The organism is Methylobacterium pseudosasicola (assembly GCF_900114535.1).
GTDB classification, from domain to species: domain Bacteria; phylum Pseudomonadota; class Alphaproteobacteria; order Rhizobiales; family Beijerinckiaceae; genus Methylobacterium; species Methylobacterium pseudosasicola.
On record NZ_FOTK01000005.1, the window covers coordinates 122772 to 146094 of the forward strand.

The 23323-nt window shown below is 70.3% G+C and carries 26 protein-coding genes and 1 riboswitch; of the genes, 12 read left to right on the forward strand and 14 right to left on the reverse strand.

The features are described from left to right. Positions 1-25 precede the first annotated feature (25 nt). A complete protein-coding gene (locus tag BM228_RS07085; RefSeq protein WP_244537059.1) occupies positions 26-1639 on the reverse strand; it encodes a methyl-accepting chemotaxis protein in 1614 nt (537 codons plus the stop codon). Between the two features lie 463 nt (positions 1640-2102). Here BM228_RS07085 and dusA point away from each other — a divergent pair, with 463 nt between their 5' ends. Then, the gene (dusA, locus tag BM228_RS07095; protein WP_092038497.1) at positions 2103-3104 is read left to right on the forward strand and encodes a tRNA dihydrouridine(20/20a) synthase DusA; all 1002 of its coding nucleotides are present in this window, start codon (positions 2103-2105) and stop codon (positions 3102-3104) included. An 11-nt stretch (positions 3105-3115) separates the two neighbouring features. Here the strand turns inward: dusA and BM228_RS07100 are convergent, their stop codons facing one another. From BM228_RS07100 to cobS, 5 genes are all read right to left on the reverse strand, one after another. Continuing rightward, positions 3116-3811, reverse strand: coding sequence for a retropepsin-like aspartic protease family protein (locus BM228_RS07100; protein WP_092038499.1), 696 nt, complete (start codon positions 3809-3811; stop codon positions 3116-3118). Further along, entirely contained in the window at positions 3808-4020 is a 213-nt protein-coding gene (locus tag BM228_RS07105) for a DUF1289 domain-containing protein (RefSeq protein WP_092038501.1), read from the reverse strand. Before BM228_RS07105 ends, BM228_RS07100 begins: the two co-directional genes overlap by 4 nt. A gap of 40 nt (positions 4021-4060) precedes the next feature. Then, positions 4061-4462 carry a DUF5615 family PIN-like protein gene (locus BM228_RS07110; RefSeq protein WP_092038503.1) on the reverse strand — a complete coding sequence of 134 codons (402 nt, stop codon included), beginning with the start codon at positions 4460-4462 and terminating at the stop codon, positions 4061-4063. Beyond that, entirely contained in the window at positions 4459-4701 is a 243-nt protein-coding gene (locus BM228_RS07115; protein ID WP_092038505.1) for a DUF433 domain-containing protein, read from the reverse strand. The genes BM228_RS07110 and BM228_RS07115 overlap by 4 nt, the downstream gene beginning before the upstream one ends. Before the next feature lie 68 nt (positions 4702-4769). Then, entirely contained in the window at positions 4770-5594 is an 825-nt protein-coding gene (cobS, locus tag BM228_RS07120) for an adenosylcobinamide-GDP ribazoletransferase (RefSeq protein ID WP_092038507.1), read from the reverse strand. Positions 5595-5736: 142 nt separating this feature from the next. Here cobS and cobT point away from each other — a divergent pair, with 142 nt between their 5' ends. From cobT to queC, 3 genes are all read left to right on the forward strand, one after another. Next, positions 5737-6774 carry a nicotinate-nucleotide--dimethylbenzimidazole phosphoribosyltransferase gene (cobT, locus tag BM228_RS07125; protein WP_092038509.1) on the forward strand — a complete coding sequence of 346 codons (1038 nt, stop codon included), beginning with the start codon at positions 5737-5739 and terminating at the stop codon, positions 6772-6774. A 232-nt stretch (positions 6775-7006) separates the two neighbouring features. Then, positions 7007-7363 carry a 6-carboxytetrahydropterin synthase QueD gene (queD, locus tag BM228_RS07130; protein WP_092038511.1) on the forward strand — a complete coding sequence of 119 codons (357 nt, stop codon included), beginning with the start codon at positions 7007-7009 and terminating at the stop codon, positions 7361-7363. Beyond that, positions 7353-8078 (forward strand): 7-cyano-7-deazaguanine synthase QueC, encoded by a 726-nt coding sequence (gene queC, locus BM228_RS07135; RefSeq protein ID WP_092038513.1) that lies wholly within the window; start codon positions 7353-7355, stop codon positions 8076-8078. Before queD ends, queC begins: the two co-directional genes overlap by 11 nt. On the opposite strand, the gene BM228_RS07140 is transcribed toward queC, so the two are convergent. Then, positions 8059-8631: a TetR/AcrR family transcriptional regulator gene (locus tag BM228_RS07140; RefSeq protein ID WP_092038515.1), complete on the reverse strand. Its 573-nt coding sequence runs from the start codon at positions 8629-8631 to the stop codon at positions 8059-8061. The two genes, queC and BM228_RS07140, sit on opposite strands and share 20 nt — an antisense overlap. 208 nt (positions 8632-8839) lie before the next feature. Between BM228_RS07140 and BM228_RS07145 the strand changes: the two genes are divergently transcribed. The 4 genes from BM228_RS07145 to panB all read left to right on the forward strand — a co-directional run bounded on the left by BM228_RS07145 (position 8840) and on the right by panB (position 12404). Then, positions 8840-9811: a quinoprotein relay system zinc metallohydrolase 2 gene (locus tag BM228_RS07145; RefSeq protein ID WP_092038517.1), complete on the forward strand. Its 972-nt coding sequence runs from the start codon at positions 8840-8842 to the stop codon at positions 9809-9811. Between the two features lie 41 nt (positions 9812-9852). Further along, positions 9853-10671 (forward strand): quinoprotein dehydrogenase-associated SoxYZ-like carrier, encoded by an 819-nt coding sequence (locus tag BM228_RS07150; RefSeq protein ID WP_092038519.1) that lies wholly within the window; start codon positions 9853-9855, stop codon positions 10669-10671. Between the two features lie 2 nt (positions 10672-10673). Next, a complete protein-coding gene (locus BM228_RS07155; protein WP_092038520.1) occupies positions 10674-11267 on the forward strand; it encodes a rhodanese-like domain-containing protein in 594 nt (197 codons plus the stop codon). Between the two features lie 318 nt (positions 11268-11585). Next, the gene (gene panB / locus BM228_RS07160) at positions 11586-12404 is read left to right on the forward strand and encodes a 3-methyl-2-oxobutanoate hydroxymethyltransferase (RefSeq protein ID WP_092038522.1); all 819 of its coding nucleotides are present in this window, start codon (positions 11586-11588) and stop codon (positions 12402-12404) included. Between the two features lie 19 nt (positions 12405-12423). On the opposite strand, the gene BM228_RS07165 is transcribed toward panB, so the two are convergent. Further along, positions 12424-13296 (reverse strand): LysR family transcriptional regulator, encoded by an 873-nt coding sequence (locus BM228_RS07165; RefSeq protein ID WP_092038524.1) that lies wholly within the window; start codon positions 13294-13296, stop codon positions 12424-12426. A 68-nt stretch (positions 13297-13364) separates the two neighbouring features. Here BM228_RS07165 and BM228_RS07170 point away from each other — a divergent pair, with 68 nt between their 5' ends. Beyond that, on the forward strand, positions 13365-14600 hold the full coding sequence (locus tag BM228_RS07170) for a YbfB/YjiJ family MFS transporter (RefSeq protein ID WP_208611997.1): 1236 nt from the start codon (positions 13365-13367) through the stop codon (positions 14598-14600). 265 nt (positions 14601-14865) lie between these two features. Here the strand turns inward: BM228_RS07170 and BM228_RS07175 are convergent, their stop codons facing one another. Then, a complete protein-coding gene (locus tag BM228_RS07175; RefSeq protein WP_092038525.1) occupies positions 14866-15861 on the reverse strand; it encodes an NUDIX hydrolase in 996 nt (331 codons plus the stop codon). Positions 15862-16060: 199 nt separating this feature from the next. Between BM228_RS07175 and thiE the strand changes: the two genes are divergently transcribed. The 3 genes from thiE to BM228_RS07190 all read left to right on the forward strand — a co-directional run bounded on the left by thiE (position 16061) and on the right by BM228_RS07190 (position 18307). Further along, entirely contained in the window at positions 16061-16771 is a 711-nt protein-coding gene (thiE, locus tag BM228_RS07180; RefSeq protein ID WP_092038527.1) for a thiamine phosphate synthase, read from the forward strand. Beyond that, positions 16768-17583, forward strand: a complete 816-nt coding sequence (gene thiD / locus BM228_RS07185; RefSeq protein WP_092038528.1) for a bifunctional hydroxymethylpyrimidine kinase/phosphomethylpyrimidine kinase — start codon at positions 16768-16770, stop codon at positions 17581-17583. The genes thiE and thiD overlap by 4 nt, the downstream gene beginning before the upstream one ends. A 97-nt stretch (positions 17584-17680) precedes the next feature. Then, positions 17681-18307, forward strand: coding sequence for a helix-turn-helix domain-containing protein (locus BM228_RS07190; RefSeq protein ID WP_092038530.1), 627 nt, complete (start codon positions 17681-17683; stop codon positions 18305-18307). Here BM228_RS07190 and BM228_RS07195 read toward each other — a convergent pair. The 5 genes from BM228_RS07195 to BM228_RS07215 form a co-directional block, all read right to left on the reverse strand. Beyond that, a complete protein-coding gene (locus tag BM228_RS07195; RefSeq protein ID WP_092038718.1) occupies positions 18267-19220 on the reverse strand; it encodes a homoserine O-succinyltransferase in 954 nt (317 codons plus the stop codon). The genes BM228_RS07190 and BM228_RS07195 overlap by 41 nt on opposite strands. 37 nt (positions 19221-19257) lie before the next feature. Beyond that, positions 19258-19363, reverse strand: a riboswitch (SAM-I-IV-variant riboswitch). A 134-nt stretch (positions 19364-19497) separates the two neighbouring features. Continuing rightward, positions 19498-20469, reverse strand: coding sequence for a helix-turn-helix domain-containing protein (locus BM228_RS07200; protein ID WP_092038532.1), 972 nt, complete (start codon positions 20467-20469; stop codon positions 19498-19500). 160 nt (positions 20470-20629) lie between these two features. After that, the gene (locus BM228_RS07205; protein ID WP_092038533.1) at positions 20630-21211 is read right to left on the reverse strand and encodes an ABC-type transport auxiliary lipoprotein family protein; all 582 of its coding nucleotides are present in this window, start codon (positions 21209-21211) and stop codon (positions 20630-20632) included. 121 nt (positions 21212-21332) lie between these two features. Beyond that, positions 21333-22415: an MlaD family protein gene (locus BM228_RS07210; protein WP_092038535.1), complete on the reverse strand. Its 1083-nt coding sequence runs from the start codon at positions 22413-22415 to the stop codon at positions 21333-21335. Positions 22416-22513: 98 nt separating this feature from the next. Further along, a complete protein-coding gene (locus BM228_RS07215) occupies positions 22514-23323 on the reverse strand; it encodes an ABC transporter ATP-binding protein (RefSeq protein WP_208611998.1) in 810 nt (269 codons plus the stop codon).

The following is a 23323-nucleotide window of genomic DNA, read 5'->3' on the forward strand; positions in this document are numbered from 1 at the left end:
GCCCCGATCCTTCATCGCGTGCCGCTCAAGCCGCGCGCATGTCGGCCAGGAAGCGCACCACCTCGGCCCGCAGGGCTTCGGCGCTGCGGGTCACGTCGCCAGCGGCGCTGCCGACTTCTTCGGCAACGCGACGGGTCGCGTCGGCGGCGGTCGAGGCGGAGACCACGTTCTCGCTCACCGCCCCGGTTCCCCGCGACGCCTCATCGATGCTGCGGGAGATGTCGCCGGTGGCGAAGCGCTGCTGCTCCACGGCGGCCGCGATGGCGCTCGAGATGGCGTTCATCGTGTCCACGGTCTTGCCGATCGACTGCACCGCCTCGACCGCAACGCCGGTCTCGCTCTGGATCGCGCCGATCTGGGCGGTGATCTCCTCCGTGGCCTTGGCGGTCTGGCCGGCCAGACCCTTCACCTCAGCGGCCACCACCGCGAATCCTCGGCCGGCCTCGCCGGCTCGGGCCGCCTCGATCGTGGCGTTGAGCGCCAGCAGGTTGGTCTGCTCGGCGATCGCCGAGATGATCCGCACGACCTCGCCGATCCGCTGGGCTACGGAGGCCAGACCCTGGATCTGCCGATCGGTGCGCTCGGACTCCTTGACCGCCTGGATGGCGATCTCCGCTGATCTGGAGACCTGGTCACCGATCTCCGCGATCGAGGCCGACAGTTCCTCGGTGGCGGCGGCTACGGTCTGAACATTGGCCGAGGCCTGCTGCGCCGCATCCGCCGCCGAACCGGTCTGCCGGGCCGCCGCGGAGGCGGTCTCCGACATCGCCCGACAGGCCTCCCGCATCCCGGCCGCCGCTTTGTCGACCTTCTGGAGCAGGTCGCTGGCGCTCTGGTCGAAGCTGCGGCTCGTCTCCTCGATCCAGTGCGCGCGCTCCTCGCGTTTCGCCTGCTCGGCAAGCTGGTCGGCGGACAGGGTCTGTGCCTGGATCATGCTGTCCCGGAAGACGCCGGCCGCAGCGGCCATCTGGCCGATCTCGTCGCGCCGGCCGATCCCCGGGATCGCGATGGCGAGCTCGCCCGCCGCGAGCCGGCGCAGGGCCGTCGTGAAGGCGCTCAGCGGCTTGGTGATGCTGCGGGCGACCAGGGTTCCGGCCGCCGCGATCGCGAGACAGAAGGGGGTCAGCCAGAGCAGTGCCTGGATCAGCCGCTGGCGGCTCAGCGCATAGATGTCATCGACGTAGAGCGACGCGTTGATGCACCATTGCCAGGGCGCGAAGGCGAGCGAATAGGTCACCTTGGGCGCGGGCTCGGCCTCGCCCAGCCGCGGCCAATTATAGGCGGTGAAGCCGCCCCCTGCCTGCCCGACGGCGATCGCCTGCCCGACGAATATCTTTTTGATCTCCTCGTCGCTGCGGCTCTTCAAGCCCTCAACCTTGGGATCGGGGTGGACGAGGTTGCGCCCGAGATTGCCCGGTTCCGTGCTGTAGACGAAGACGTAGTCGTTGCCGTTGAACCGGAGCGACCGCAGGGTGTCGGCAGCCCGCCGCTTCGCCTCATCGAGCGGGATCGTCCCGGCCTCGGCCTGCTTGGCCAGGGCCGCCACGATGCTGTGCGCGGCCTCGACCTGATGGCGGATGACGGCCTTCCGGCCATCCATCAGAATGCCGTCGACGGACCGGAACTCGACGGCCAACATCGCCACGAATGCAAGTATAACTCCGCCCAGAATGAAAAATATCTTTTTGCCGATTGTCATTGATGAAATTCCTTTTCCCAATTCCTAAAGTCTGAACTCGGTAGATTTATCTTTTTTATGCAGCAAAATACACAGATCCGAGCTTCTGTGATCAAGTAATACGATAAATCATTTCAGTCTACACATCGACAGATGCGCCGCCTTAGAATCGTTCAACTCTTGCGTGTCGAGACTGAGATCTTGAGGATCCGGGCCGGATTCATCGTCCGAGCCTTGAATGTCGCGCTTCGCGCCGGCGCGGCGCCAATCGGTTCCCGAGAGGTCGGCGACAGGGCCGCGGGCGGCGCTGTTCGAGGAGCGCCGCGCCGTGGTATCAGCGGCCTCTCCTCCCGGCCCCGCAGGACCACACCCGACGCGGGCGGGACGCAGGACAACACGGATCTGACACGTGACGGCGGCTGAGATGGGCGGCGCACTTCCGGGATGGCGGTTCTCCGTCGCGCCGATGATGGACTGGACGGATCGGCATTGCCGCGCCTTCCACCGCACCCTGTCGGCGCGGGCGCGGCTCTACACCGAGATGGTCACCACCGGTGCGGTGCTGCACGGGCCGCGCGAGCGGCTGCTCGGCTTCTCGGATCTGGAGCACCCGGTGGCGGTGCAGCTCGGCGGGTCGGACCTGGGCGAACTGGCGCAGGCGGCGAAGATCGCCGCGGATTTCGGCTATGCCGAGATCAACCTCAATGTCGGCTGCCCGTCCGACCGGGTGCAGGACGGTCGCTTCGGCGCCTGCCTGATGCGCGAGCCGGCGCTGGTTGGCGATTGCGTGGCAGCCATGAAGGCGGCCGTCTCCGTGCCGGTGACGGTGAAATGCCGGATCGGCGTCGACGACCAGGATCCCGAAGTGGCCCTCGACGCTCTCGCCGACGCGGTCGTGGCCGCCGGGGTGGATGGCATGATCGTCCATGCCCGCAAGGCCTGGCTCCAGGGCCTATCGCCCAAGGAGAACCGCGACGTGCCGCCCCTCGATTACGGCCGCGCCGCCCGGCTGAAGCAGCGGCTCGGCGCCCTGCCGGTGGCGGTCAATGGCGGCCTGCGCGACCTCGAATCCGCGCAAGAACGCCTCGCCGAGGTCGACGGCGTGATGGTCGGGCGGGCCGCCTATACCGAGCCGGCGCTGCTGCTCGGCGTCGATCCGAACCTGTTCGGCATGGCGGCGCCGGTGCCCGACGCCTTCGCGGCCGTGGAGGCGTTCGAGCCTTACATCGCCGAACACTTGGCCCGCGGCGAGCGCTTGCACGCCGTGACCCGCCACATGCTCGGGCTGTTCAACGGCCGGCCGGGCGCGCGCGCCTTCCGGCGCCACCTCTCGACCCACGGGATGCGGCCCGAGGCGAACCTACAGACCCTGCGGGACGCGGTGGCGACGGTCTCGCGCGAGATGCCGGAGGCGCGGGCGGCCTGAGATCCACCGCCTCAGGGCGGGCTCAGGATCAGCCGGTCGCCCCGAACCTCGTAGGAGGAGAGGCGCGTCAGGAAGGTCTGGCCCAGCAGGTTGCCGGCGAGCGAGCCGGGCCGCGCCACCATGGCGTTCACCCGCCGCTCGGTGATGGTGCCGATGCGCAGCGAATCGAGCTGGATCGGCGCGGCATAGGCGATGCCGTTGGCCGTGGAGACCCGGGCGGTGAACTCGGCCGGCGCCGGGGTGAGCCCCAAGGCCGCCGCGTTCTCGGCAGTCAGCACGACGCTGCTCGCCCCGGTATCGAACAGGAACGGCTGCACCCGGCCGTTGACCTCGGCCTCGACCCGGAAATCGCCGTCCGCCCGGCGGGTGATCATCACCGTGCCGCCGGGGCCGGACACGGCCGAGCCGGGCCGGAGATCACCGAGCACCCGGGCGCCCACGCCCTGGAACCGGTCGCGGTAACTGTAGCCGATCACCAGGGCGAGCCCGATCAGCGCCCAGGCGAAGAGCGCGCGCAGGTTCGGGCCGAGCGAAGCCCTGAACTGCCGCCAGTAGCCGGCGACCACCAGGGCCAGGATGCCGCCCGTGGAGGCGAGGGCGGCGAGGTGGTCGGGCTCGATCACGCCGCCGAGGCTGCTGTCACTGCCGTCACTCAAGACCAGCACGGCCGTGACCAGCGCGATGGCGGCGAGCCCGAGATAGATCATGACGTCAGCGGCTCCTCCAGGGGCATCAAGCCGGCCGCGCGCATCCGGGTCCCGAGCCCGGCCATGACGACGCGGCGCTCGGCCTCCGGCATCGCGCCCCAGGTGGCAATCTCGTCGCGGGTGCGCCCGCAGCCGAGGCACAGCCCGCTGGCGGCGTCGAGCACGCAGACCTTGGTGCAGGGAGAGGAGGGCTTGGGCGCGGGCGACATCGCCGATCCTTGGCCGAGGGATCGTGGTCCGATCAAGACCTCATGGTGCGAATGGCGGCACGCTCGGCCATTCCTCTTCGACCAGCAGACCGCCCACGAGGCTCCTTACGCAGCGCCGACCATTGAGAGTCATCGCGACGTGCTGTCCGGGCGCGGTCCTGCGGATGGTGTCGGCGATGTCCCCGACCCGGGCCATCACGGCGGAGCGCCGATTGAGCGGTAAGGCAACCACAGCAAGCGCACGTCCGGCGAGGCTCTGTTGGTCGGCGATATTCTTGTCGTTGGTCACCAGGACGGCATAGCCCGCGGCCTCCGCGGCTCGGATCAATGCGCCATTGCTGATGCTCTTCCAGGCCGCCCTGAAGCGGTCGGCGTCGATGCCGTCTGCACGCAGCGCGTCCGCGAGCTGCCTCGGCACACCCTCATCCAGGACCACCCTCACGCCGCTTCCGAGCCCGCCAGCGACCGGGATGCGAGCGTGAGAACCCGGACCACGTCGTCCCGATCGAGGGTCTGATAGGCGTCCAGGATCTCGTCGACCGAGAGGCCGTCGGCCAGGTTCTCGAACAGCACCTCGACGGGCACGCGGGTGCCCCGGAAGACGCGTCGGCCGCCCATGATTTCGGGATCCGAGGTGATGAGATCCTTGAGCGTCGGTCCGCGCTGCAAATCGGCCGTCATGGCGATGGCTCCACGGCTTGCGACAGGTCGCCCGTCCGAAGCCATCATGTCGGAACCGCGGACCGGCCTCAATCCGCCGACGCCGCCACCAGGGCCAGCAGCCCGGCGATCTCGGCGAGCTGCTGGCAGGCGCCGATCACGTCGCCGGTCTGGCCGCCGATCTTGTGCCGGGCGAGGCGGGTGAGGGCGAGGGCCGCGAGGCCGGCGCACAGGATCATCAGGGCGACGCCGGGCAGAGGCAGGCCGAAGATCACGCCGCCGAGCGCCACCCCGAGACCGATGGCAAGGGCGACCCACAGGCTTGCCCGGTCCGGGCGGCCGACCGCTGCGGAGAGGCCGCCGGGCCGGGCCGGCGGCAGCAGCACCATCGGGGCGAGGGCGGCGAGCCGCGACAGGGCGGCGACCAGGATCAGCGCGGTCGCGGCCGTGTAGCCGGTGCGGTCGAGGAGGGTCGCCAGCGCGCCGATGCGCAGCGCCAGCGCCAGGACCAGGGCCGCCCCGCCATAGGCGCCGATCCGGCTGTCGCGCATGATCTCCAGGCGCCGCTCCAGGGTAGCACCTCCGCCGAAGCCGTCGGCGACGTCGGCCAGCCCGTCCTCGTGGAGCGCGCCCGTGGCCAGGACCATGACGGCCACCGCCAGGGTCGCGGCCAGGAACGGCCCGAGCCCGATCCACCAGCCCATCGCCAGCGCCAGGGCGGCGGGCAGGGCGAGGATCAGGCCGGCAAGCGGCAGCATCCGGGGCAGGGCGGTGAAATCGGGGACCCGATGCGGGTCCGGCTCACCGGGCAGTTGCGGCACGGGCAGGCGGGAGTAGAACCGCAGGCACCCGGCGAGGTCGTAGAGCGCGCCGCGCCCGGGCCAATCGGCTTCCTCGCCGGTCTGCCTGTCCATCGCGGCCTCTCGCCACCACCCGCCACCGCGCCCCGGCGGGGCGAGCCGATCGCGAACGGTCAGGCGGCGCAGAATCACTATAGGCGTCCCGATACGCCGTCGTCTCCCCGTTCGCGGGCGCCCACAGGAAATCATCGCCGCCATGACCGACGCCGCCAAGACTGATCCGGGCCCGTTCGACGATATCCGCAACCTGCTCAAGGCGATGCCGGGCCCCGACCGGGACGCGCAGGAGGCGGTGGCCGCCCGGGACGCGACCCTGACCAAGCCGGCGGGCTCGCTCGGGCGGATGGAGAGCCTCGTGTCCTGGCTGGCGGCCTGGCAGGGCAAGGCACCGCCGAGCCTCGACCGGCCGCTGGTCTGCGTCTTCGCCGGCAGCCACGGGGTGACGCGCAAGGGCGTCTCGGCCTTCCCGGACGCGGTCAATCGGCAGATGCTCGACAATTTCGCGGCCGGCGGGGCAGCGATCAACCAGATCTGCGCCGCCTATGGGCTCGGCTTCAAGGTGTTCGACCTCGCCCTCGACATGCCGACCGGCGACATCACCGAGGGCCCGGCGCTGGACGAGCGCGCCACCGTAGCGACCATGGCGTTCGGCATGGAGGCGGTGGCCGCCGGCACCGATTGCCTCGGTATCGGCGAGATGGGCATCGGCAACACCACGGTGGCGGCGGCCCTCTACGCCGCCCTGTTCGGCGGCGAGCCCGGCCATTGGGTCGGGCGCGGCACCGGCGTCGATCAAGACGGCCTCGCCCGGAAGGTGTCGGCCGTGGAGGCGGCGCTCGCGCACCATGCCGGCCATCTCGGCGACCCGCTCCAGGTGCTCGCCCGACTCGGTGGCCGCGAGATCGCTGCCATGGCCGGGGCGATCCTGGCCGCGCGCCTGCAGCGGATCCCGGTGGTGATCGACGGCTACGTCGCCACCGCGGCGGCGGCGCTGCTCCACGCCGCCGACCCGTCGGCCCTCGACCATTGCCTGGCCGGCCACGTCTCGGCGGAGGGCGTCCACGCGGAGGTTCTGGAACGGCTCGGCCTGGTGCCGCTGCTGGCGCTCGGGATGCGGCTCGGCGAGGGGTCGGGCGCCGCCATGGCGATCGGCCTGCTCAAAGGCGCGCTTGCCTGCCACACCGGCATGGCGACCTTCGCGCAGGCGGGGGTTTCCGGGAAGAGCGCCGGGTAGGCGCGCAAGCCACGATTCGATGCTATATCGGGCTGACCCGATAACGGATCCGTCGATCCCGTGTCCCTCCCCCCAGATCACCTCATCCTGAGGTGGCGCAGCGAAGCGGAGCCCTCGAAGGAGAGCTCCAGGACTCGCGGCGGTCCCTGGAGGGCTCCTTCGAGGCCCGTCGATCTCCGATCGCCGGGCACCTCAGGATGAGGGCGCGGGTGGGATCGCTACGAAAAAAACGATGAACATCACCCAAGCCTTCACCTTCGAGGCGGCCCACCGGCTGCCGAACGTACCCGCGACGCATCGCTGCCACCGGATGCACGGGCATTCCTATCGGGTCGAGCTAACCGTCGCCGGGCCGGTGGATCCCCATACCGGCTGGGTCATCGACTTCTACGACATCGAGAAGATCTTCGGTCCGCTGCTGGAGCGGCTGGACCACCATTGCCTCAACGAGATCGAGGGGCTGGAGAATCCGACCGCGGAGAACATCGCGGCCTGGATCTGGCATCGCCTGCGGCCGGACCTGCCGGGGCTCGCCCGGGTGCGGGTCGCGGAGACGCCGATGTCCTGGGCCGAGTACGATGGCGACTGACGCTGCGATCATCGGCGACCGCTCGGCGCTGGTGCTGTTCTCCGGCGGCCAGGATTCGGCCACCTGCCTCGCCTGGGCGCTCGACCGGTTCCAGCATGTCGAGACGCTGGGCTTCGATTACGGCCAGCGCCACCGGGTCGAGCTCGAGCGCCGGGCCGTCCTGCGCGACGGCATGGGTCTCGTCCAACCGGCCTGGGCGACTCGCCTCGGCGAGGATCACACGATCGCGCTCGATGCCCTCGGACAGATCTCCGAGACGGCGCTGACCCGAGATGCCGAGATCGGGTTCGAGGAATCGGGCCTGCCCAACACCTTCGTGCCCGGCCGCAACCTCGTGTTCCTGACCTTCGCGGCGGCGCTCGCCTACCGGCGCGGCATCCGCCACGTGGTCGGCGGCATGTGCGAGACCGACTATTCCGGCTATCCGGATTGCCGGGACGACACGATCAAGGCGTTGCAGGTCGCGCTCAATCTCGGCATGGAGCGCCGGTTCGTGCTGCACACGCCGCTGATGTGGCTCGACAAGGCGCAGACCTGGGGCCTCGCCGAGGATCTGGGCGGGCGCCCGCTGGTCGAGCTGATCGTCGAGGACAGCCACACCTGCTACCTCGGCGAGCGCGGGGCGCGCCACGCCTGGGGCTATGGCTGCGGCACCTGTCCGGCCTGCCGGCTGCGGGCGGACGGGTTTGCGCGGTTCACCGCGTCCGCGGCCTGAGCCCGTCGACCAGCACGGCCAGCGTCCCCGAAAACGCCGCGGGGCTCGCGAACAGCCGCTCCATCAGCAGCGCCCCCTCCAGGGTGGCGATGACGTAGCGGGCGAGCACCGCAGGCTCCGGCCCGGACCGCACGCTGCCATCGGCTTGGCCCTCGCGCAGGACCGTCTCCAGCCACGCGAGGTGCCCCTCGAAGAACGTCGCGATGTCGCCGCGCAGGCGCTCGGGCAGGGCCTCGCCCTCGATGGCGAGCGCCGCGCACAGGCAGCCGAGCCCCTGCTCGACGCCGCCGAGATAGAGCTGTCCATAGGAAGCGATCCGGCCCGGGCCATCCGGCATGTCCGCGCGGATCGCCGCCAGGGCAGTGTGGTAGCGATCGGCGTAAGCCGCCACCAGGGCTGCCCCGAGATCGACCTTGGTGGGGAAATGGTGATGGATGCTCGCCTTGCGGATCCCCACCGCCTCGGCGAGGTCGGCGTAGCTGAACCCGGCATAGCCGCGCCCCCGGACCAGGGTCTCGGCCTGACTCAGCAGCTCGGCGCGGGTGTCTCGCATCGCTCGGACATCGTCTCTCTCGGCTCGCGCGAACGTGTGACCGCCCAGCGCCCGTTCCCGAACATGCCACTTGACCGCCCAAAGATCTACCTACTTAATGGTAGGCAATCAGAGGCCCTTGCAAATCGCCCGCTGCACCATCGTGGTCGGCGGGAAACGCCCGGCTATGGGGCGTTTTGCGAGAGACCCAAAACAGGGAGGTTCCGGCATGACGGCATCCGCCGTCCATCCAGGCGAATCCGCCGTCGCGGGCCGGACCCTGTCGCGGCGTCACGCCCTGTTCGCCGGCCTCTGCCTGTGCTGCCTGCCAACCCTGGGACGCGCCGCCGAGAGCTTCACGATGGAGGAGGTCGGCCCCGGGATCTTCATGCGCCAGGGCCTGATCGCCGACGCCACCGCCGACAATGCCGACGCCATCGCCAATATCGGCTTCCTCATCGGCCGGGACGGCGTGCTCGTCACCGAGACCGGCGGCAGCCTCGCGGACGGCCAGTGGCTGCGGGCCGAGATCGCCAAGCGTACCCCGAAGCCGATCACCCACGTGGTGCTGACCCATGTCCACCCGGACCACGTGTTCGGGGCCGGGGCCTTCGTGGCGGACAAGCCGGTCTTCATCGGCCACGCCAAGCTCGCCGAGGCGCTGGGCGCGCGGGGGGAGTTCTACCGCAAGCGCCTGATCGAGTTGCTCGGCGAAGACCGCACCGGGCCGGTGGTCTACCCGACGCTGAGCGTCGCCGACACGGCCGAGATCGACCTCGGCGACCGCCGTCTGACCTTCACGGCACACGGGCCGGCCCACACCACCTGCGACCTGTCGATGCGCGATTCCGGCAGCGGCCTGCTGTTTCCCGCCGACCTGCTGTTCGTGAACCGGATCCCGTCGCTCGACGGCAGCCTCAGGGGCTGGCTGAAGGAGATCGAGCGGCTGAAGGCCATGGGGGCGACACGGGCGGTGCCGGGCCACGGGCCGGTGGCGGTCGAGCTCGCCCCGGCGCTCGCCGACCTCTCCGGCTACCTGACGGCGTTGCGCGACGGCACTCGCGCGGCGATCGCCAAGGATGTCCCGATCGAGAAGGCCGTGGCCAGCGTCGCCCGGGACCAACGGGACAAGTGGGCCCTGTTCGACACCTATAACGGCCGCAACGTCACCGTGGCCTACCAGGAACTCGAGTGGGAATAGTTTTTCGACCCTCCATATTGAGACCAACCGGGAGAAACGCCATGACGCTCAAGACCGCCCATGCGGCAGCGCTCGCCCTCATCCTCGCCACCACCGCCCTGGCAGGTCCCGCCCTGGCCGCCGGCGCCTCGGACACGGAGCAGGAGCGGACGGCGCGCTGGCAGGAGATCGCCAAGTCGATCTTCGGCGACCGCGCCATCGAGACCACCGACAGCCTGGTGAAGATCGACGCCCCCGCCCGGGCCCTCGACGCCGCCCTGGTGCCGATCACCCTGACCATGCCCGAGCCGTCCCGGATCAAGGCGGTGTCGCTGGTGATCGACGATAACCCGGCCCCCTACGCGGCCAAGTTCGAGTTCGGGCCGGCCGCCGATCCGGCTGAGCTGAAACTGCGGGTGCGGGTCAACAACTACACCGACATGCACGCCGTGGTGGAGACCCAGGACGGCAAGCTCTACGAGGCCAAGCAGTTCGTGAAGGCGTCCGGCGGCTGCTCGGCCCCGATGGGCATGAGCGACGAGGAGGCCATGAAGGGCATGGGCGACATGCGCATGAAGTTCGCCGAGAGCCAGCCCGGCAAGCCCGTGGAGGCGACCCTGATGATCCGCCACCCGAACTTTTCCGGGATGCAGATGAACCAGGTCACCCGCGACTACACGCCGGCCCGCTACATCGACAAGCTCACCGTCTCGGCGGGTGATCAGAAGGTCTTCACCATGACCGGCGACATCTCGATCGCGTCGAACCCGGTGATCAACTTCGCCTTCAAGCCGGACGGCAAGCCGCTCCAAGTGGCGGCGAGCGACAATGCCGGGGGAAGCTGGCAGCACAGCTTCACCCCGCCGAGCCCGACGAACTGACCATGCGCGCGACCCTGATCGGGCGGCTCGCGGCGGCTTTGGCCGCCGTCGGCTGCCTCGCCGCCGCGCCGGCGGATTCGCCCGTGAACGTGCCCGAGCCGGAGGGGCTCTATGCCGGCCCGCCTAAGGGCTACACCCCGCAGACGCTGAAAGGCGCCGCGGTGATCAACGCCGAAAAACTTGCTGCGCTGATGGCCGGGCCGGACAAGCCGGTGCTGATCGATGTGGCCGCTCCGGACCGCAAGCCGTCGAACTTCCCCGAAGGCCGCCTCTGGCTGCCGGTGCATCCCTCGATCCCCGGCTCGGTCTGGATGCCGGAGGCCGGGGCCGAGCCCCTGGCACCGGCGCGCGAGAGCCTGTTCTATGCCCGGGTTGCCGAGTTGACCGGCGGCAACCGGACCAAGCCCGTGGTGGTCTTCTGCCACGTGGAGTGCTGGGGCAGCTGGAACGCGGCCAAGCGCCTGGTCCGCAAGGGCTATACCGGCATCCGCTGGTTCCCCGAGGGCGTCGAGGGCTGGCAGGAGACGCACGAGACCACGGCCCTGCGCGAGGACCCGGCCTGGAAGGCGGCGGCCGAACCCCAGGCGGGGCGCTGACCCGCGGGGCGGGGCGGTGTATGAGGGGGCCGAACGAGATGGGACGTGCTCTGTCTCCTGTATGGGCTGAGCAGAGCGCGCGCGTTTCCCTCCCCCCTCTGCGGGGGAGGGTGGCCCGCGAAGCGGGTCGGGAGAGGGGAGCGCCGGCGCAGAATGAAGCTCCGGCCCGCACGCTTGCTCTGCCTCTTCCGGACACCGGGCTCCCCTCTCCCGACCCCTGCTAACGCAGGGGCCACCCTCCCCCGCGGAGGGGGGAGGGAAGCCGTGGTGTTTTGGGCGCCATCCGTCGACCCCGATGAGCCGAAAGAGGTCTGAACCATGTCGCAGGTCGTGCAGTCCCGCCGGCTCCGAGCCGTCGACATCGGAAAGCGCAAGGCCGAGGGGCGCAAGATCATCGCGCTCACCGCCTACCATGCCCACACCGCCGGCATCGTCGATCCCTATTGCGACTTCATCCTGGTGGGCGATTCGCTCGGCATGGTGATGCACGGGATGGAATCGACCATCCCGGTCACCCTGGAGATGATGATCCTGCAGGCGCAGGCGGTGATCCGCGGCACCTCCAAGGCGCTGGTGGTGGTGGACATGCCGTTCGGCTCCTACGAGGCGAGCCGGGAGCAGGCCTTCCTCAACGCCGCCCGCGTGCTCAAGGAGACCGGGGCCGGGGCGATCAAGATGGAGGGCGGGGCCCATTTCGCCGAGACGGTGGCCTTCCTGGTCCAGCGCGGCGTGCCGGTGATGGGCCATATCGGCCTGACCCCGCAGGCGGTGAACACGATGGGCGGGTTCAAGGTCCAGGGCCGGGCGCCGGACGACGAGCGCCGCCTCTTGGAGGACGCCAGGGCGATCTCCGAGGCTGGCGCCTTCGCGATCGTGCTGGAGGGCATCGTCGAGCCGGTGGCGCGGGCCATCGCGACGTCCCCGCGGGTCACCGCCGCCACGATCGGCATCGGCGCCTCGGCTTTCTGCGACGGGCAGATCCTCGTGCTGGAGGACATGCTCGGCCTCTCCGAGAAGACACCGAAATTCGTGCGCCAGTTCGGCTCGCTCCGGGCCCATATCGAGGACGCCGTGAAGGCCTATGCCGACGAGGTGCGGGCCGGGCGGTTCCCGGCGGACGATCACACCTACGGGTAGGGGCGGGGGCACATCTGTTCTAGGCTGCGCGCTCGGTCTCGGCCCTGTCGGGCAGCAGCGCCATGAGGGACCGCAGGGCCGCGCTGGCCTCCCCCGACCAGACCAGGCGCGTCCGGTTGCGGCGCAGGTGCGGCGGCAGCTTATGGCGCTCCACCGCCGTGCTCAGCACCGCGTGGTTGAGCACCTCCGCCGGCACGATCGCCATGCCGGTGCCGGCCGCCACGCAGGCCACGATGGCGTGGTACGAACTCATCTCCAGAACCCGGTCGTAGGACGCGCCCTCTTCGGCCAGCCACTCGATCAGACGCTGGCGGTACGAGCAGCCGTGCGGGAACGCCACCAGGGTCTGCCGGCGTGAGCCGTTCCCGGGCGCGGTCCGGCCCGTGATCAGCACCAGCTCCTCGTCGAAGGCCGGCACCGAGGACAGGCTCGCGCCATCGAACGGCTCGGAGACGAAGGCCGCCTCGATCTCGAAGCGCTCCAGCTGCCGGAGCATCGCCCGGGTGGTGCCGGTCTGCAGCTCGATCGTGACGTCGGGGAACTGCGCGTGGAAGGCCGACAGGATCGGCGGCAGCCGCGCGCCCGCCGCGCTCTCCAGCGAGCCCAGCCGCAGGACGCCGCGGACCACGCCGCCGCGCATCTCCTGCTCGGCCAGATCAGCCATCCGCAGCAGCGTCTCGGCATGGCCCAGGAGGGTGCGTCCGGCCTCGGTGAGGGTCAGGCTGCGGCCCTGGCGGCGGAACAGCGCGACGCCCAGCCGCGCCTCGAACTGCTTGATCCGGGTCGTGACGTTGGACGGGACTCGATGCAGCCGCTTCGCCGCCGGCGTCACTCCGCCCTCGCGCACGACGCAGCGGAAGATATCGAGGTCGTCGAGGTCTATCGTTCTCATGGCATGAAGGGTACGTCACGAAAATTCATTTTCCAAGAAGGCCGAACGGGTGTTCAAGGGGTGTAGCCATGAGCACGATCCCTCACGCCCCACCCCTTTCCGCGCGCACGCCCTGGCCGGTCGTCGGCAGCGGCCTCGTCGCGCTGGCAGTCGCCATGGGCATCGGCCGGTTCGCGTTCACGCCCCTGATGCCGCTGATGATGCGCGACGGCACGCTGAACGTCGCCGCGGGCGCCGAATGGGCCGCGGCGAACTATGTCGGGTACCTGGTCGGCGCCCTGACGGCCTCGTGGTTCGCCGGCAATCCGCGGCTTGGGCTGCTCCTGAGCCTGGCCGGCGTGGCGCTGACCACGATGGCGATGGCGGCGGTCGATCACGACGCGCCTGCCGGTCTCGGGGCCGGGCTGCGGGCCGCGGCCGGCGTGTTCAGTGCCTGGGCCCTGGTCTGCGCGAGCGGCTGGTGCCTGGCCGAGCTCGCCCGGCGCCGGGTCGGCGCGCTCGGCGCCTGGATCTACACCGGCGTCGGCTTAGGCATCGCGCTCGCCGGCACGCTGGCCTGGCTCGGCGGAACCCAACCGGCTTCCCGGCTGTGGCTCGAGCTGGGGCTGGTCGCCGGGCTCGGCGCCCTGCTGGTTGGGTCCCTGTCCCGGGGGCAGGGCACGGCCGCGGCCGAGATCGAGGAGCGCGAAGCCGCCGCCTTCGCCCGGCCACCCCGGAACGGGCAGGCGGCCCTGGTCCTGTGCTACGGCATCTTTGGGTTCGGCTACATCGTGCCGGCGACGTTCCTGCCCGCGATGGCCCGCGAGCTGGCCTCCGACCCAAAAGTGTTCGGCCTGACCTGGCCGCTGTTCGGCCTCGCCGCCGCCCTGTCGGTCGCGGCCGTGGCCCGCTGGTCGAAGCACGTGCCGCGCCAGCGCCTCTGGGCGGCAGCGCAGGGCATCATGGCGCTCGGCACCGGCCTGCCCCTGGCCGCCCAAACCCTCTGGGCGGTGGCGGCCTCGGCGGTTCTAGTCGGCGGCACGTTCATGGTCGCCACCATGGCGGGCCTGCAACTCGCGCGCGAGGCGCGGCCCGACAACCCGACGCCGCTCCTCGCCCGCATGACCGCCGCCTTCGCGGCCGGACAGATCGTCGGCCCCGTTCTGGTGCGCCTCCTCGGTCCCGGCCACTGGGCCGGGTGGAACGCGCTCGACTGGACCGGCGCCATCGCGACCGTGCTGCTGGTGCTGACGGCGTTGTGGCTGTGGCGCAGCGCGCGGCCGTCACCGGAGAGCGCTACGATGTTCACACCTCGTCCTCTGTGAAGCGCGACGGGCTCTCCTCCCCCTTGTGGGGAGGAGTTGGAGGTGGGGGTGGTTCAGAAGGCACCGTTACGCTCAATCCTGCACCACCCCCACCCCTGCCCCTCCCCACATGGGGGAGGGGAAAACGCGTAGTGTTTCAATAATTTGCTTCTGATTATGTTATGCAAAACCGATAGCTCGAAAGCCTGATGCCCGCTTGACGCGGCGTCAGGCCGAATCTCCCGCTTCCGCGATCGTCCACGCAGATGCAGCGACGCGCGGTGGATTACCCCACCCGCCGCGACGGCAGCCGCAGCCCCGGGGCCGGCCTTTCCAAAAGAACCTCCCTGCGGAAGCGCACCAGCCGCGCCGGGCGGCCGGCGGTGCCGCTGGTGAGGGCTTCGGTCTCCTCCACCAGACCCTGCTGGGCCACGAGGCGCCGAAAATTCTGCTTGTGCAGCTGCGTGCCCGAGAGCGCCTCGACGGTGCGCTGGAGCTGGAGCAGGGTGAAGGCTGGCGGCATCAGCTCGAACACCACCGGGCGATACTTGATCTTGCCGCGCAACCGGCCGATCGCCGTGGCTAGCACCCGGCGGTGGTCGAAGGCCATGGGCACGCCGGTGGGGTCGTTCGGCACCGCCGGGCCGGCATTGCCGCGGGCCTCCGGGATCAGGCCGGCCTCGAACAGCAATTCGTAGCGCTCCAGCACGCGCTCCTCGTTCCAGGTGCCGCCGTTCATCCCGAAGGTGAGGCCGAGCCGGTCGAGGCGGCGGGTCCGGATGGCGCAATCCTCGGGCTCGGCCGCCCAGGCCGCGAGCCGCGCCTCGATCGCGTCGAGCTGGGGCGGCCGGCCTTTGCGGAAATCCTCGTACGGGAGGTAGCGGTACCAGTTGTGCCACGCCGCCTCGGCGAGGCCGGCCGGGCGCTCCTCGCGGACCAGGGCGAGATAGGCCACCGACAGTGCGTGCGCCTCCGGCGCCTCTTCGCCGCCGGAGCGGTCGCGGTCGCCGAAGGTGTAGAGCTGCTCGACATAGCCGAGGCGCTGGTGCGTTTGCCGCTCCACCCAGGCGCGCAGGCCGCGCTCCAAGGTGGCGTGCTCGGGCACGAGCGGCCCGGCCGGCAGACCGTCGCCGCGGCCCGGCGCCTGGTCCGGGACCCGGATGGTCAGGGCGCGCGGCTCCCCCTTGGTCGCCGCGACGATCACCGCGACGAGGCCCACGGAGGAGCGCTCCGGCAGGGCCTGCGCCCCGCGTGCACCCAACTGCGCCTCGCCGACCGTCATCGCCCCTCGAAACCCTCTCCCGCCGGGCGCGGGATTTTTTGGACCGGATCCGTCCCTATAGGGGGACAGGATCGCCCCGCGTCAACGCGGCCCTGTGACCGAACGGGTTGCAAAGCCGGCCGCCGCTGACCAAACAGGGCCGCCCGAGATGTGCCGGCGCGGGGCCGGCGCGGGGCCAAGTCCGGCAGGGGCGACCACGATGGCAGCGAGCGCGATCTCCGCGACGGCCGGCAGCCGGCCCGTCGACCTTCGGCTCTACGGCCTCCTCGATGTCGGAATCTGCGGCGCGGACGGGGACCATCTGGCCCGGCTCGCCGCCGACGCGGTGACGGGGGGCGCCACCCTGCTCCAGTACCGCGAGAAGGACATCCCGGATGCCCGGGCGGCGCTCGCGCGGATCCGGGCGATTCAGGCCGCCGTCGGCGGGCGGGTGCCGGTCCTGGTCAACGACCGGGTCGACCTCGCCCTGGCGGCGGGGGCGGACGGCGTCCATCTCGGCCAGAGCGACCTCCACCCGGCCGAGGCACGCCGCCTCCTGGGGGAGGGGGCGATCATCGGGTTGACCGTGAAGAACGCCGCTCAGGCCGACGAGCTGTACCGGCTCCCGGTCGATTACGCCTGCATCGGCGGCGTGTTCGCCACCACCAGCAAGGACAATCCCGACCCGCCGGTCGGCCTCGACGGCTTTTCGCGCATCGCCTTCCGGGCCCGACTCGCCCGGGGCGCGGGCCTGCCGATCGGCGCCATCGCGGGGATCGGCCTGCACAACGCCGCCCCGGTGATCGCCGGGGGAGCGGACGGCGTCGCGGTGATCACCGCCCTGTTCGGTACAGAGCCGGTGCGGCAGCGCGCCCGGGAGCTGCGCGCGGCCATCGACGCCGCCCTGACCGCGCGGGGAGCCGCCCGATGAGCGGCGCCAGCCCGATCGCGGTCACCATCGCGGGCTCGGATTCCGGCGGCGGCGCCGGCATCCAGGCCGACCTCAAGACCTTCTCGGCGCTCGGCGTCTACGGCGCCAGCGTGATCACGGCGCTCACCGCCCAGAACACACGGGGCGTCCAGGGCATCCACGACGTGCCAGCGGACTTCGTGGCCCGGCAGATCGACAGCGTCTTCTCCGACCTCGCGGTCGACGCCGTGAAGATCGGCATGCTGTCGAAGACTGAAGTGATCGCGGCTGTCGCCGACGGGCTGGCGCGGCAGGCCGCGACGATCCCGGTAATCCTCGACCCCGTGATGGTCGCCACCAGCGGCGACCGGCTGATCTCGGAGGATGCCGTGGCGGCGCTCCGGGACAGGTTGCTGACACGCGCCGACCTGATCACCCCCAACCTGCCGGAGGCGGCGGTTTTGCTCGGCGAGGCGGTGGCCGAGGACGAGGCGGGCGCAGCCGCCCAGGCCCGGCGGCTGGTGGCGCTCGGCGCCCGGGCCGTGCTGATCAAGGGGGGCCACGGCACCGGCGCCATGAGCGTCGATCACCTCGTCACCGCCGAGGGTCACGCCCAGACCTTCGCAGCCCCGCGACTCGCCACGCGGAACACCCACGGCACCGGCTGCACCCTCTCCTCCGCGATCGCGGCCGGGCTCGCCCGGGGCCTGACGCTGCCGGAGGCGGTGGCGGCGGCCAAAGCGTACCTCACGGCGGCTCTCGACGCGGCCGACCGGCTGGCGATCGGCTCCGGCCACGGCCCGGTCCACCACTTTCACGCGATCTGGCCCTAACTTCCGGGGGGCACCCGCCTTGCGCCGGAGCGGCGATTGCGTTTGAAGAAGCGCACGATCGTTCGGATAACGGAACGGCCTAGGTGGACCGGTGACGATGCAGGACCAGGCGGAACGGCCCGACCGGACGCGCGGACGCGACCTGCTGACCGGGGCGCAGGTGCTCTCCGGCCAGCTCGGCAAGACGATCCAGCGGCTGCGCAAGGCCTACAACCTCTCGCTGTCGGAGCTCGCCGAGCAATCGGGCGTGGCCAAATCGATCATCAGCCAGATCGAGCGCAACGAGACCAACCCGACGCTGGCGACGATCTGGCGGCTGTCCCAGGCGCTGGACGTGTCGATCGACCGGGTGCTGGCGGCCGGCGACGAGGAGCCGTTCATCGAGAAGACCTCGCGGGCGGATACGCCGATCCTGGTCTCGGAAGACGGCAAGGTCCGACTGGCGATCATCGGCTGGATCAAGACGATCGAGTGGCTGCAATGGTACGAGGTCACGGCCGATCCCGGCGGCGTCCTCGACTCGGACCCGCACCAGCGCGGCTCGGTGGAATCGCTCTCGGTCAGCGAGGGCGCGTTCGAGGTCGAGATCGGCGGGATCGTGCAGCGGGCCCGGGCCGGCGAGACCCTGCGCTACCGCTGCGACCGGCCCCACCTCGTCCGCTGCACCGAAGGCCCGGCCCGGGCTACCATGGTGGTGATCCTGAAGGCGGCGGTGATGGAGTGAGGCTTTCGGCCTCGCCGATCCGTGCCGGATCGAACGGCGTGGTGCGATAGATCTCGCTGATCCAGTTGCCGAACAGCAGGTGCGCGTGGCTCCGCCAGCTATTGCGCGGCGTCTTCGACGGATCATCTTCGGGGAAGTAATGCGCAGGCACCGACGCACCGGCATCGCGGAGGTATTCGTCCGCGAGGGTGGCCGTATCGTATTCCAGGTGATTGAACATATGCAGCGACCGGTGCTCCGGATCGGCCAGGAGACACAGGCCGGTCTCATCGCTGTCGGCCAGGACGGACAGGCTGCTTCCGCCAGGAATGTCCTCCCGGCGCACCTCCGTCCAGCGGGAGACCGGCACGCAGAACTCGTCCGAGAAGCCGCGCAGGTAGGGTGAGGCCGGCGCGCGATTTTGGTGGCGGAACACGCCGAACGCCTTGTGCGCGAGCGTCCGCTTCGGGATGCCGTGGAAGTGGTAGACCGCCGCCTGCGCCGCCCAGCAGAGCGTCAGGCAACTATGGACGTGCGAGCGCGTCCAGTCGAACACGCGGCACAGTTCGGCCCAGTACCGGACCGCCTCGAACGGCAGCCGCTCGACGGGGGCGCCCGTGACGATGAACCCGTCGAACCGCTCCTCCCGCACATCGCTCCAGGGCCGGTAGAATGCCGCCATGTGCTCGGCCGAAGTATTCCGGGCGACATGGTCGGTCATCCGGACCAGGGTCAGCTCGACCTGAAGTGGGCTCGCGCCGAGCAGGCGGGCGACCTGCGTCTCGGTGCTGATCTTGTTGGGCATCAGGTTGAGCAGGCCGATCCGCAGCGGCCGGATGTCCTGACGGACCGCGTCGGTCTCGCGCATCACCACGACACCTTCGGCCTCGATGGCGCGGGCGGCGGGGAGATCGTCGGGGATCTTGATCGGCACGGTGCGTCGCTCCTCCATCCGGGGCCGACGCGCGTGGCTTGATCCGCTTGGTTGCCGGCTCGGCCACATCCTCCTTGCGGAGCGCCACCTTGCCCGGATCGGCAGGTTGGCGTCGGGCGTCGGCCCGACTCTTGATGTGCGACCCGAATTACCGAGACGGCTTAGGTTCTTCAAGAGTCGGCCGGCTGCCGATCGGGGAATCAGGCGTCAAATCGCCTCCACTCTCTCGCGGACGATCGGAACCGCATCCGCCCGGGCACGGGACCGGACGGCCTTCTCAGGACGCGCCGGCTTGCGAGAGCGCGCGGTGGCGATAGTCCCGCGGGCTCAGGCCGTAGCGCTCCTTGAAGCGACGGGAGAAATGCGCCTGGCTGGCGAAGCCGCAGCCATAGGCCAAGGCGCCGAGCGGCATATGCAGATATCCGGGATCGGCCAGGCGGTTGGCCGCCGCCCCCAACCGGCGCTGCCAGATCCAGTAGGAGATGTGCTGTCCGTGCTCGTGGAACAGCTCCTGGAGCCGCCGCAACGACACGCCGGTCGCCGCCGCGAGGTGGCGCGGATCCAGATCCAGGTCGTGGAGGTTGGCCTCGACATAGGCTTTCGCGCGTTGGATCACGACGCTGCCATGGACGGGCCGGGGCACCTCCCGGGCGAGGCGCTCGGCGAGGCTGGCGACGAAGAGATCGATCCCTACCCCGGCCATGCGCTCGGCCACGTGCGGCGGCAGCCGATCCTCCTCGCGCAGCAGGTTGGATAGGAACGAGCGGGCCAGGGTCGCCACCGGCAGATGCCCCTCGACGGTCAGACCGGCGAAGATCCGGGCCGAGCCGAGCACGCTCTCCAGCCGTTCCCGCGGGATCGCGACGGTCAGCACTTCGGTGTACCCGCTGTGCTCGATCGTCCAGGGCGTGCTCGTATCGCGGATCGCGAAGTCGCCGGTTCTGTCCGTACTCGATCGATCGTTCTGGTCCGCGCGCACGGTCCCGGACAGAACCATGCTCATGAAGAGATGATCGGTCTTGTGATTTTCGTGCCGGAGCGTTCGCGGTGTCGTCGAAGCGCGGAGATTGCGCAACGCGAATTTCGTGATGGCCAAGCCACCGATACTGGCACCGTCGATCGCAGCGTCGAACGGCTCCTCGCCCAGACAGTTCTGCTCCATCGGGACGAGGCGATCTTCGCAGACATCCCACCAATGGCGAAATCGATGTTTCGGTATAACCCCGTCCGTCGAGAAGATGGTCTGCATCGCAGCAGCCCTATGGCGGCGATTGCTGCAGGTCGCAACCGGAAATTTTTATAGGGCGCGGGGATATACAATTGAAAGCTGTTCTGCGATCGGCTCGTGCCGAGACAGCGCCATCTCGACGCCCGGCGGCTCGAAAGCCCCCGTCCTCGCCCCGGCCCCCTCAGCGCCCGGTATTCACCCACCGCACCACGTCGGCCAGCACAGTGGTCAGCGCCTGGTCGAGGGCTTGGGCGCCGTTGCCGGCATCGATCTTGGCCACCGGCACCCGGGCGGTGAAGATCCGGGCGGCTGTGACCTTGCCGGTGCCATCGGCCACGAGCTTCAGCGACAGGTCGACCACCGCCTCGCCGGTCGTGGCCTGGATGTCGAAGGCGCGGATCTCGCTGATCAGCTGGTAATCGGCCACGACCTTGTCGCCGGGCCGGCTGACCGAGCGGAGCCGGCCGGAATTCTCCAGGCTCTGGAGGAGGCGGGTCTGGATCAGGCGCGGCAGCCGGTCGGCCCATTGGCCGCCGCCCAGGAAGGCGAGGGCGCCGCCCGCCTCGCGCACGATGATCCGGTCGGCCTCGAAGGGCTGGATGCCCACCGGCTCCGAGACCGCGATCGAGCGGCCGGCCGCGACCGGGCGCCCGGTCGGGGGGAGGGCCGCGAGATCGAAGGTCAGGGGCGTCGCACCGCCACCGCAGCCGCCCAGCAGGGCAGCGAACAGCGCAGCGGCGAGAAGGTGGGACGAGCGGGCCATACGCACAACCTGAGAAACCCCGCCGACGCGCGGCAGAGCTGTATAAGCTATGCCGCAGAAACTAGCCCTCGCCTGTATCCGTGCCGTGCGCCGGGACACATCGACCCGGCGCCCCGCGATTTCACCGGCCGCCGTTGTATTCGGGCAACGATGGCTTGCCGCCGAAGATCACTTGGCTCGGGTCGCGCTCCAGGCTGCGCACGGTGCGGTTCAGGGTGTTGAGGGTGCGCTGGCCGTCTCCCGACAGGGCCTCCACCTCTCGGCGGCCGGTGCCGCTCAGCCGGCCGAAATTGGTCGAGATGCTGGCGGTGCGCTTGTCGAGGTTCTCCGACATGGTGCGGAACGCCTTGCCGGCGTCGCGCACCGACATCGCGGCGGCGCGGATTTCGGCGAAGGTGCTGGACCCCTCTTGGCCCGAGGCGGAGCCCAGGAAGCTCTGGGCGCCGTTGAGTACGCCGTCGATCTTGTCGGCCGAGGCATTGAGCTTGGCCGCGAGCGAGCGGGCATCGTGCACCGCGCCCTCGATGTCGGGGCTGGACTTGGACAGGGCCGCCGAGAAGCGGTCGGCGTTGTCGATCACGTGGCCGAGCTTCACCCCGTCCACCGCCTTGACCAGGGTCGCGATGTTCGGGCCGGCCTCGGCCAGCGTCTTCGAGAACGCCTCGACGTTGGTGAGCGCGCGGTTGATCGCGCCCTCGTTGCCGGCCACGATCCGGTCGAGGCGGGCGAGCATGTCGTCGGCCCGCTGGGCCACCTGACGGGCGAGCGCCATCATGTCCTGCATGTCGGAGGAATCGGCGAAGATCGTCGGCGGCTCGCCATTGGCCATCGGTGTCAGCACCGGCGCGTCGGCGTTGCCGCCCGACAGGGAGATCACCGAGACGCCGGTGAGCATCGCCGAATCGAGGCGGGCGCGGGTATCGGCTCGGAGCGGCGTCGAGGGATCGACCTTGATCTGGGCGAGCACCCGGCGCGGGTCCTGCGGGGCGAGGCGGATATCGGTGACCTCGCCGACCTTGATGCCGTTGAAGTTCACGCTCGATCCGCGGGAGAGCCCGCCGACCGAGCCGGAGAACACGATGCGGACGGTCTGGCTGACCTGCCGCGACGAGCCGCCGGAGAGCCACAGCACGGTGCCGAAGCCCGCCAGGATCACGGCGAGGGTGAAGGCCCCGATGAGGGCGTAGTTCGCGCGGGTTTCCATGCGGTCAGCCTGCGGTTCTGCTCGGCGAAACAAGTCCGGCCGAGCTGCGTGTCGCCGCTCCCGATCGAGAGCGGGACGGGATCAGGGGAAGGAAACGATCAGGCATGCGCCGGCACGCCTGTGGTGAGGGCGCGGGCGCGCTTGCCGTGAAAATACGAGCGCAGCCAGGGATGGTCGCTCGCCAGCATCTCCTCGATCGTCCCGGCGGCGATGATCTGGCCGTCGCCCAGCGCCGCGATGCGGTCGCAGGCGGTGTAGAGACTGTCGAGGTCGTGGGTGACCATGAACACGGTCAGGCCCAGCGTCTCCTTCAGGGTGGAGACGAGGTCGTCGAACTCGCCCGCGCCGATCGGGTCGAGACCCGAGGTCGGCTCGTCCAGGAACAGGATCTCGGGATCGAGCGCCAGGGAGCGGGCGAGCGCCGCCCGCTTGATCATGCCGCCGGACAGCTCCGAGGGCAGCTTGTCGGCGGCGTCCGGCTTCAGGCCGACCATCTCGATCTTGAGCCGAGCGAACTCGTCGAGCAGGCGCTCGGACAGGTCCAGGTGCTCGCGCATCGGCACCTGGATGTTCTGCTTGACGGTGAGCGCCGAGAACAGGGCGCCCTGCTGGAACAGCACGCCCCAGCGCTGCTCCATGCGGCGTCGCTCGGCATAGGTCATGCCGTCGACGTCGCGGCCGAACACCTCGATCGTGCCCGCGCGCTTGGGCGTGAGGCCGAGGATCGTCCGGGTGAGCACCGACTTGCCCTGACCCGAGGGCCCGACGAAGCCCATGATCTCGCCGGCCCGGATGTCGAGGTTCAGGCCCTTGAGGATGTTCCGGTCCCGGAAGCCGACCACGAGGTCGCGCACCCGGATGATGGGCGCGGGGCCGGTGGCGGTCTCGGGCATGGCGGGGGCGATCAT

What these genes read in the sequence shown, in the direction of transcription:
- BM228_RS07085 (WP_244537059.1), bottom strand. Translation starts at nt 1,639, where the DNA reads ATGTTGGCCGTCGAGTTCCGGTCCGTCGACGGCATTCTGATGGATGGC.
- dusA (WP_092038497.1), top strand. Translation starts at nt 2,103, where the DNA reads ATGGGCGGCGCACTTCCGGGATGGCGGTTCTCCGTCGCGCCGATGATG.
- BM228_RS07100 (WP_092038499.1), bottom strand. Translation starts at nt 3,811, where the DNA reads ATGATCTATCTCGGGCTCGCCGCCATCGCGCTGGTCACGGCCGTGCTG.
- BM228_RS07105 (WP_092038501.1), bottom strand. Translation starts at nt 4,020, where the DNA reads ATGTCGCCCGCGCCCAAGCCCTCCTCTCCCTGCACCAAGGTCTGCGTG.
- BM228_RS07115 (WP_092038505.1), bottom strand. Translation starts at nt 4,701, where the DNA reads ATGACGGCCGATTTGCAGCGCGGACCGACGCTCAAGGATCTCATCACC.
- cobS (WP_092038507.1), bottom strand. Translation starts at nt 5,594, where the DNA reads ATGGACAGGCAGACCGGCGAGGAAGCCGATTGGCCCGGGCGCGGCGCG.
- cobT (WP_092038509.1), top strand. Translation starts at nt 5,737, where the DNA reads ATGACCGACGCCGCCAAGACTGATCCGGGCCCGTTCGACGATATCCGC.
- queD (WP_092038511.1), top strand. Translation starts at nt 7,007, where the DNA reads ATGAACATCACCCAAGCCTTCACCTTCGAGGCGGCCCACCGGCTGCCG.
- queC (WP_092038513.1), top strand. Translation starts at nt 7,353, where the DNA reads ATGGCGACTGACGCTGCGATCATCGGCGACCGCTCGGCGCTGGTGCTG.
- BM228_RS07140 (WP_092038515.1), bottom strand. Translation starts at nt 8,631, where the DNA reads ATGCGAGACACCCGCGCCGAGCTGCTGAGTCAGGCCGAGACCCTGGTC.
- BM228_RS07145 (WP_092038517.1), top strand. Translation starts at nt 8,840, where the DNA reads ATGACGGCATCCGCCGTCCATCCAGGCGAATCCGCCGTCGCGGGCCGG.
- BM228_RS07150 (WP_092038519.1), top strand. Translation starts at nt 9,853, where the DNA reads ATGACGCTCAAGACCGCCCATGCGGCAGCGCTCGCCCTCATCCTCGCC.
- BM228_RS07155 (WP_092038520.1), top strand. Translation starts at nt 10,674, where the DNA reads ATGCGCGCGACCCTGATCGGGCGGCTCGCGGCGGCTTTGGCCGCCGTC.
- panB (WP_092038522.1), top strand. Translation starts at nt 11,586, where the DNA reads ATGTCGCAGGTCGTGCAGTCCCGCCGGCTCCGAGCCGTCGACATCGGA.
- BM228_RS07165 (WP_092038524.1), bottom strand. Translation starts at nt 13,296, where the DNA reads ATGAGAACGATAGACCTCGACGACCTCGATATCTTCCGCTGCGTCGTG.
- BM228_RS07170 (WP_208611997.1), top strand. Translation starts at nt 13,365, where the DNA reads ATGAGCACGATCCCTCACGCCCCACCCCTTTCCGCGCGCACGCCCTGG.
- BM228_RS07175 (WP_092038525.1), bottom strand. Translation starts at nt 15,861, where the DNA reads ATGACGGTCGGCGAGGCGCAGTTGGGTGCACGCGGGGCGCAGGCCCTG.
- thiE (WP_092038527.1), top strand. Translation starts at nt 16,061, where the DNA reads ATGGCAGCGAGCGCGATCTCCGCGACGGCCGGCAGCCGGCCCGTCGAC.
- thiD (WP_092038528.1), top strand. Translation starts at nt 16,768, where the DNA reads ATGAGCGGCGCCAGCCCGATCGCGGTCACCATCGCGGGCTCGGATTCC.
- BM228_RS07190 (WP_092038530.1), top strand. Translation starts at nt 17,681, where the DNA reads ATGCAGGACCAGGCGGAACGGCCCGACCGGACGCGCGGACGCGACCTG.
- BM228_RS07200 (WP_092038532.1), bottom strand. Translation starts at nt 20,469, where the DNA reads ATGCAGACCATCTTCTCGACGGACGGGGTTATACCGAAACATCGATTT.
- BM228_RS07205 (WP_092038533.1), bottom strand. Translation starts at nt 21,211, where the DNA reads ATGGCCCGCTCGTCCCACCTTCTCGCCGCTGCGCTGTTCGCTGCCCTG.
- BM228_RS07210 (WP_092038535.1), bottom strand. Translation starts at nt 22,415, where the DNA reads ATGGAAACCCGCGCGAACTACGCCCTCATCGGGGCCTTCACCCTCGCC.
- BM228_RS07215 (WP_208611998.1), bottom strand. Translation starts at nt 23,323, where the DNA reads ATGATCGCCCCCGCCATGCCCGAGACCGCCACCGGCCCCGCGCCCATC.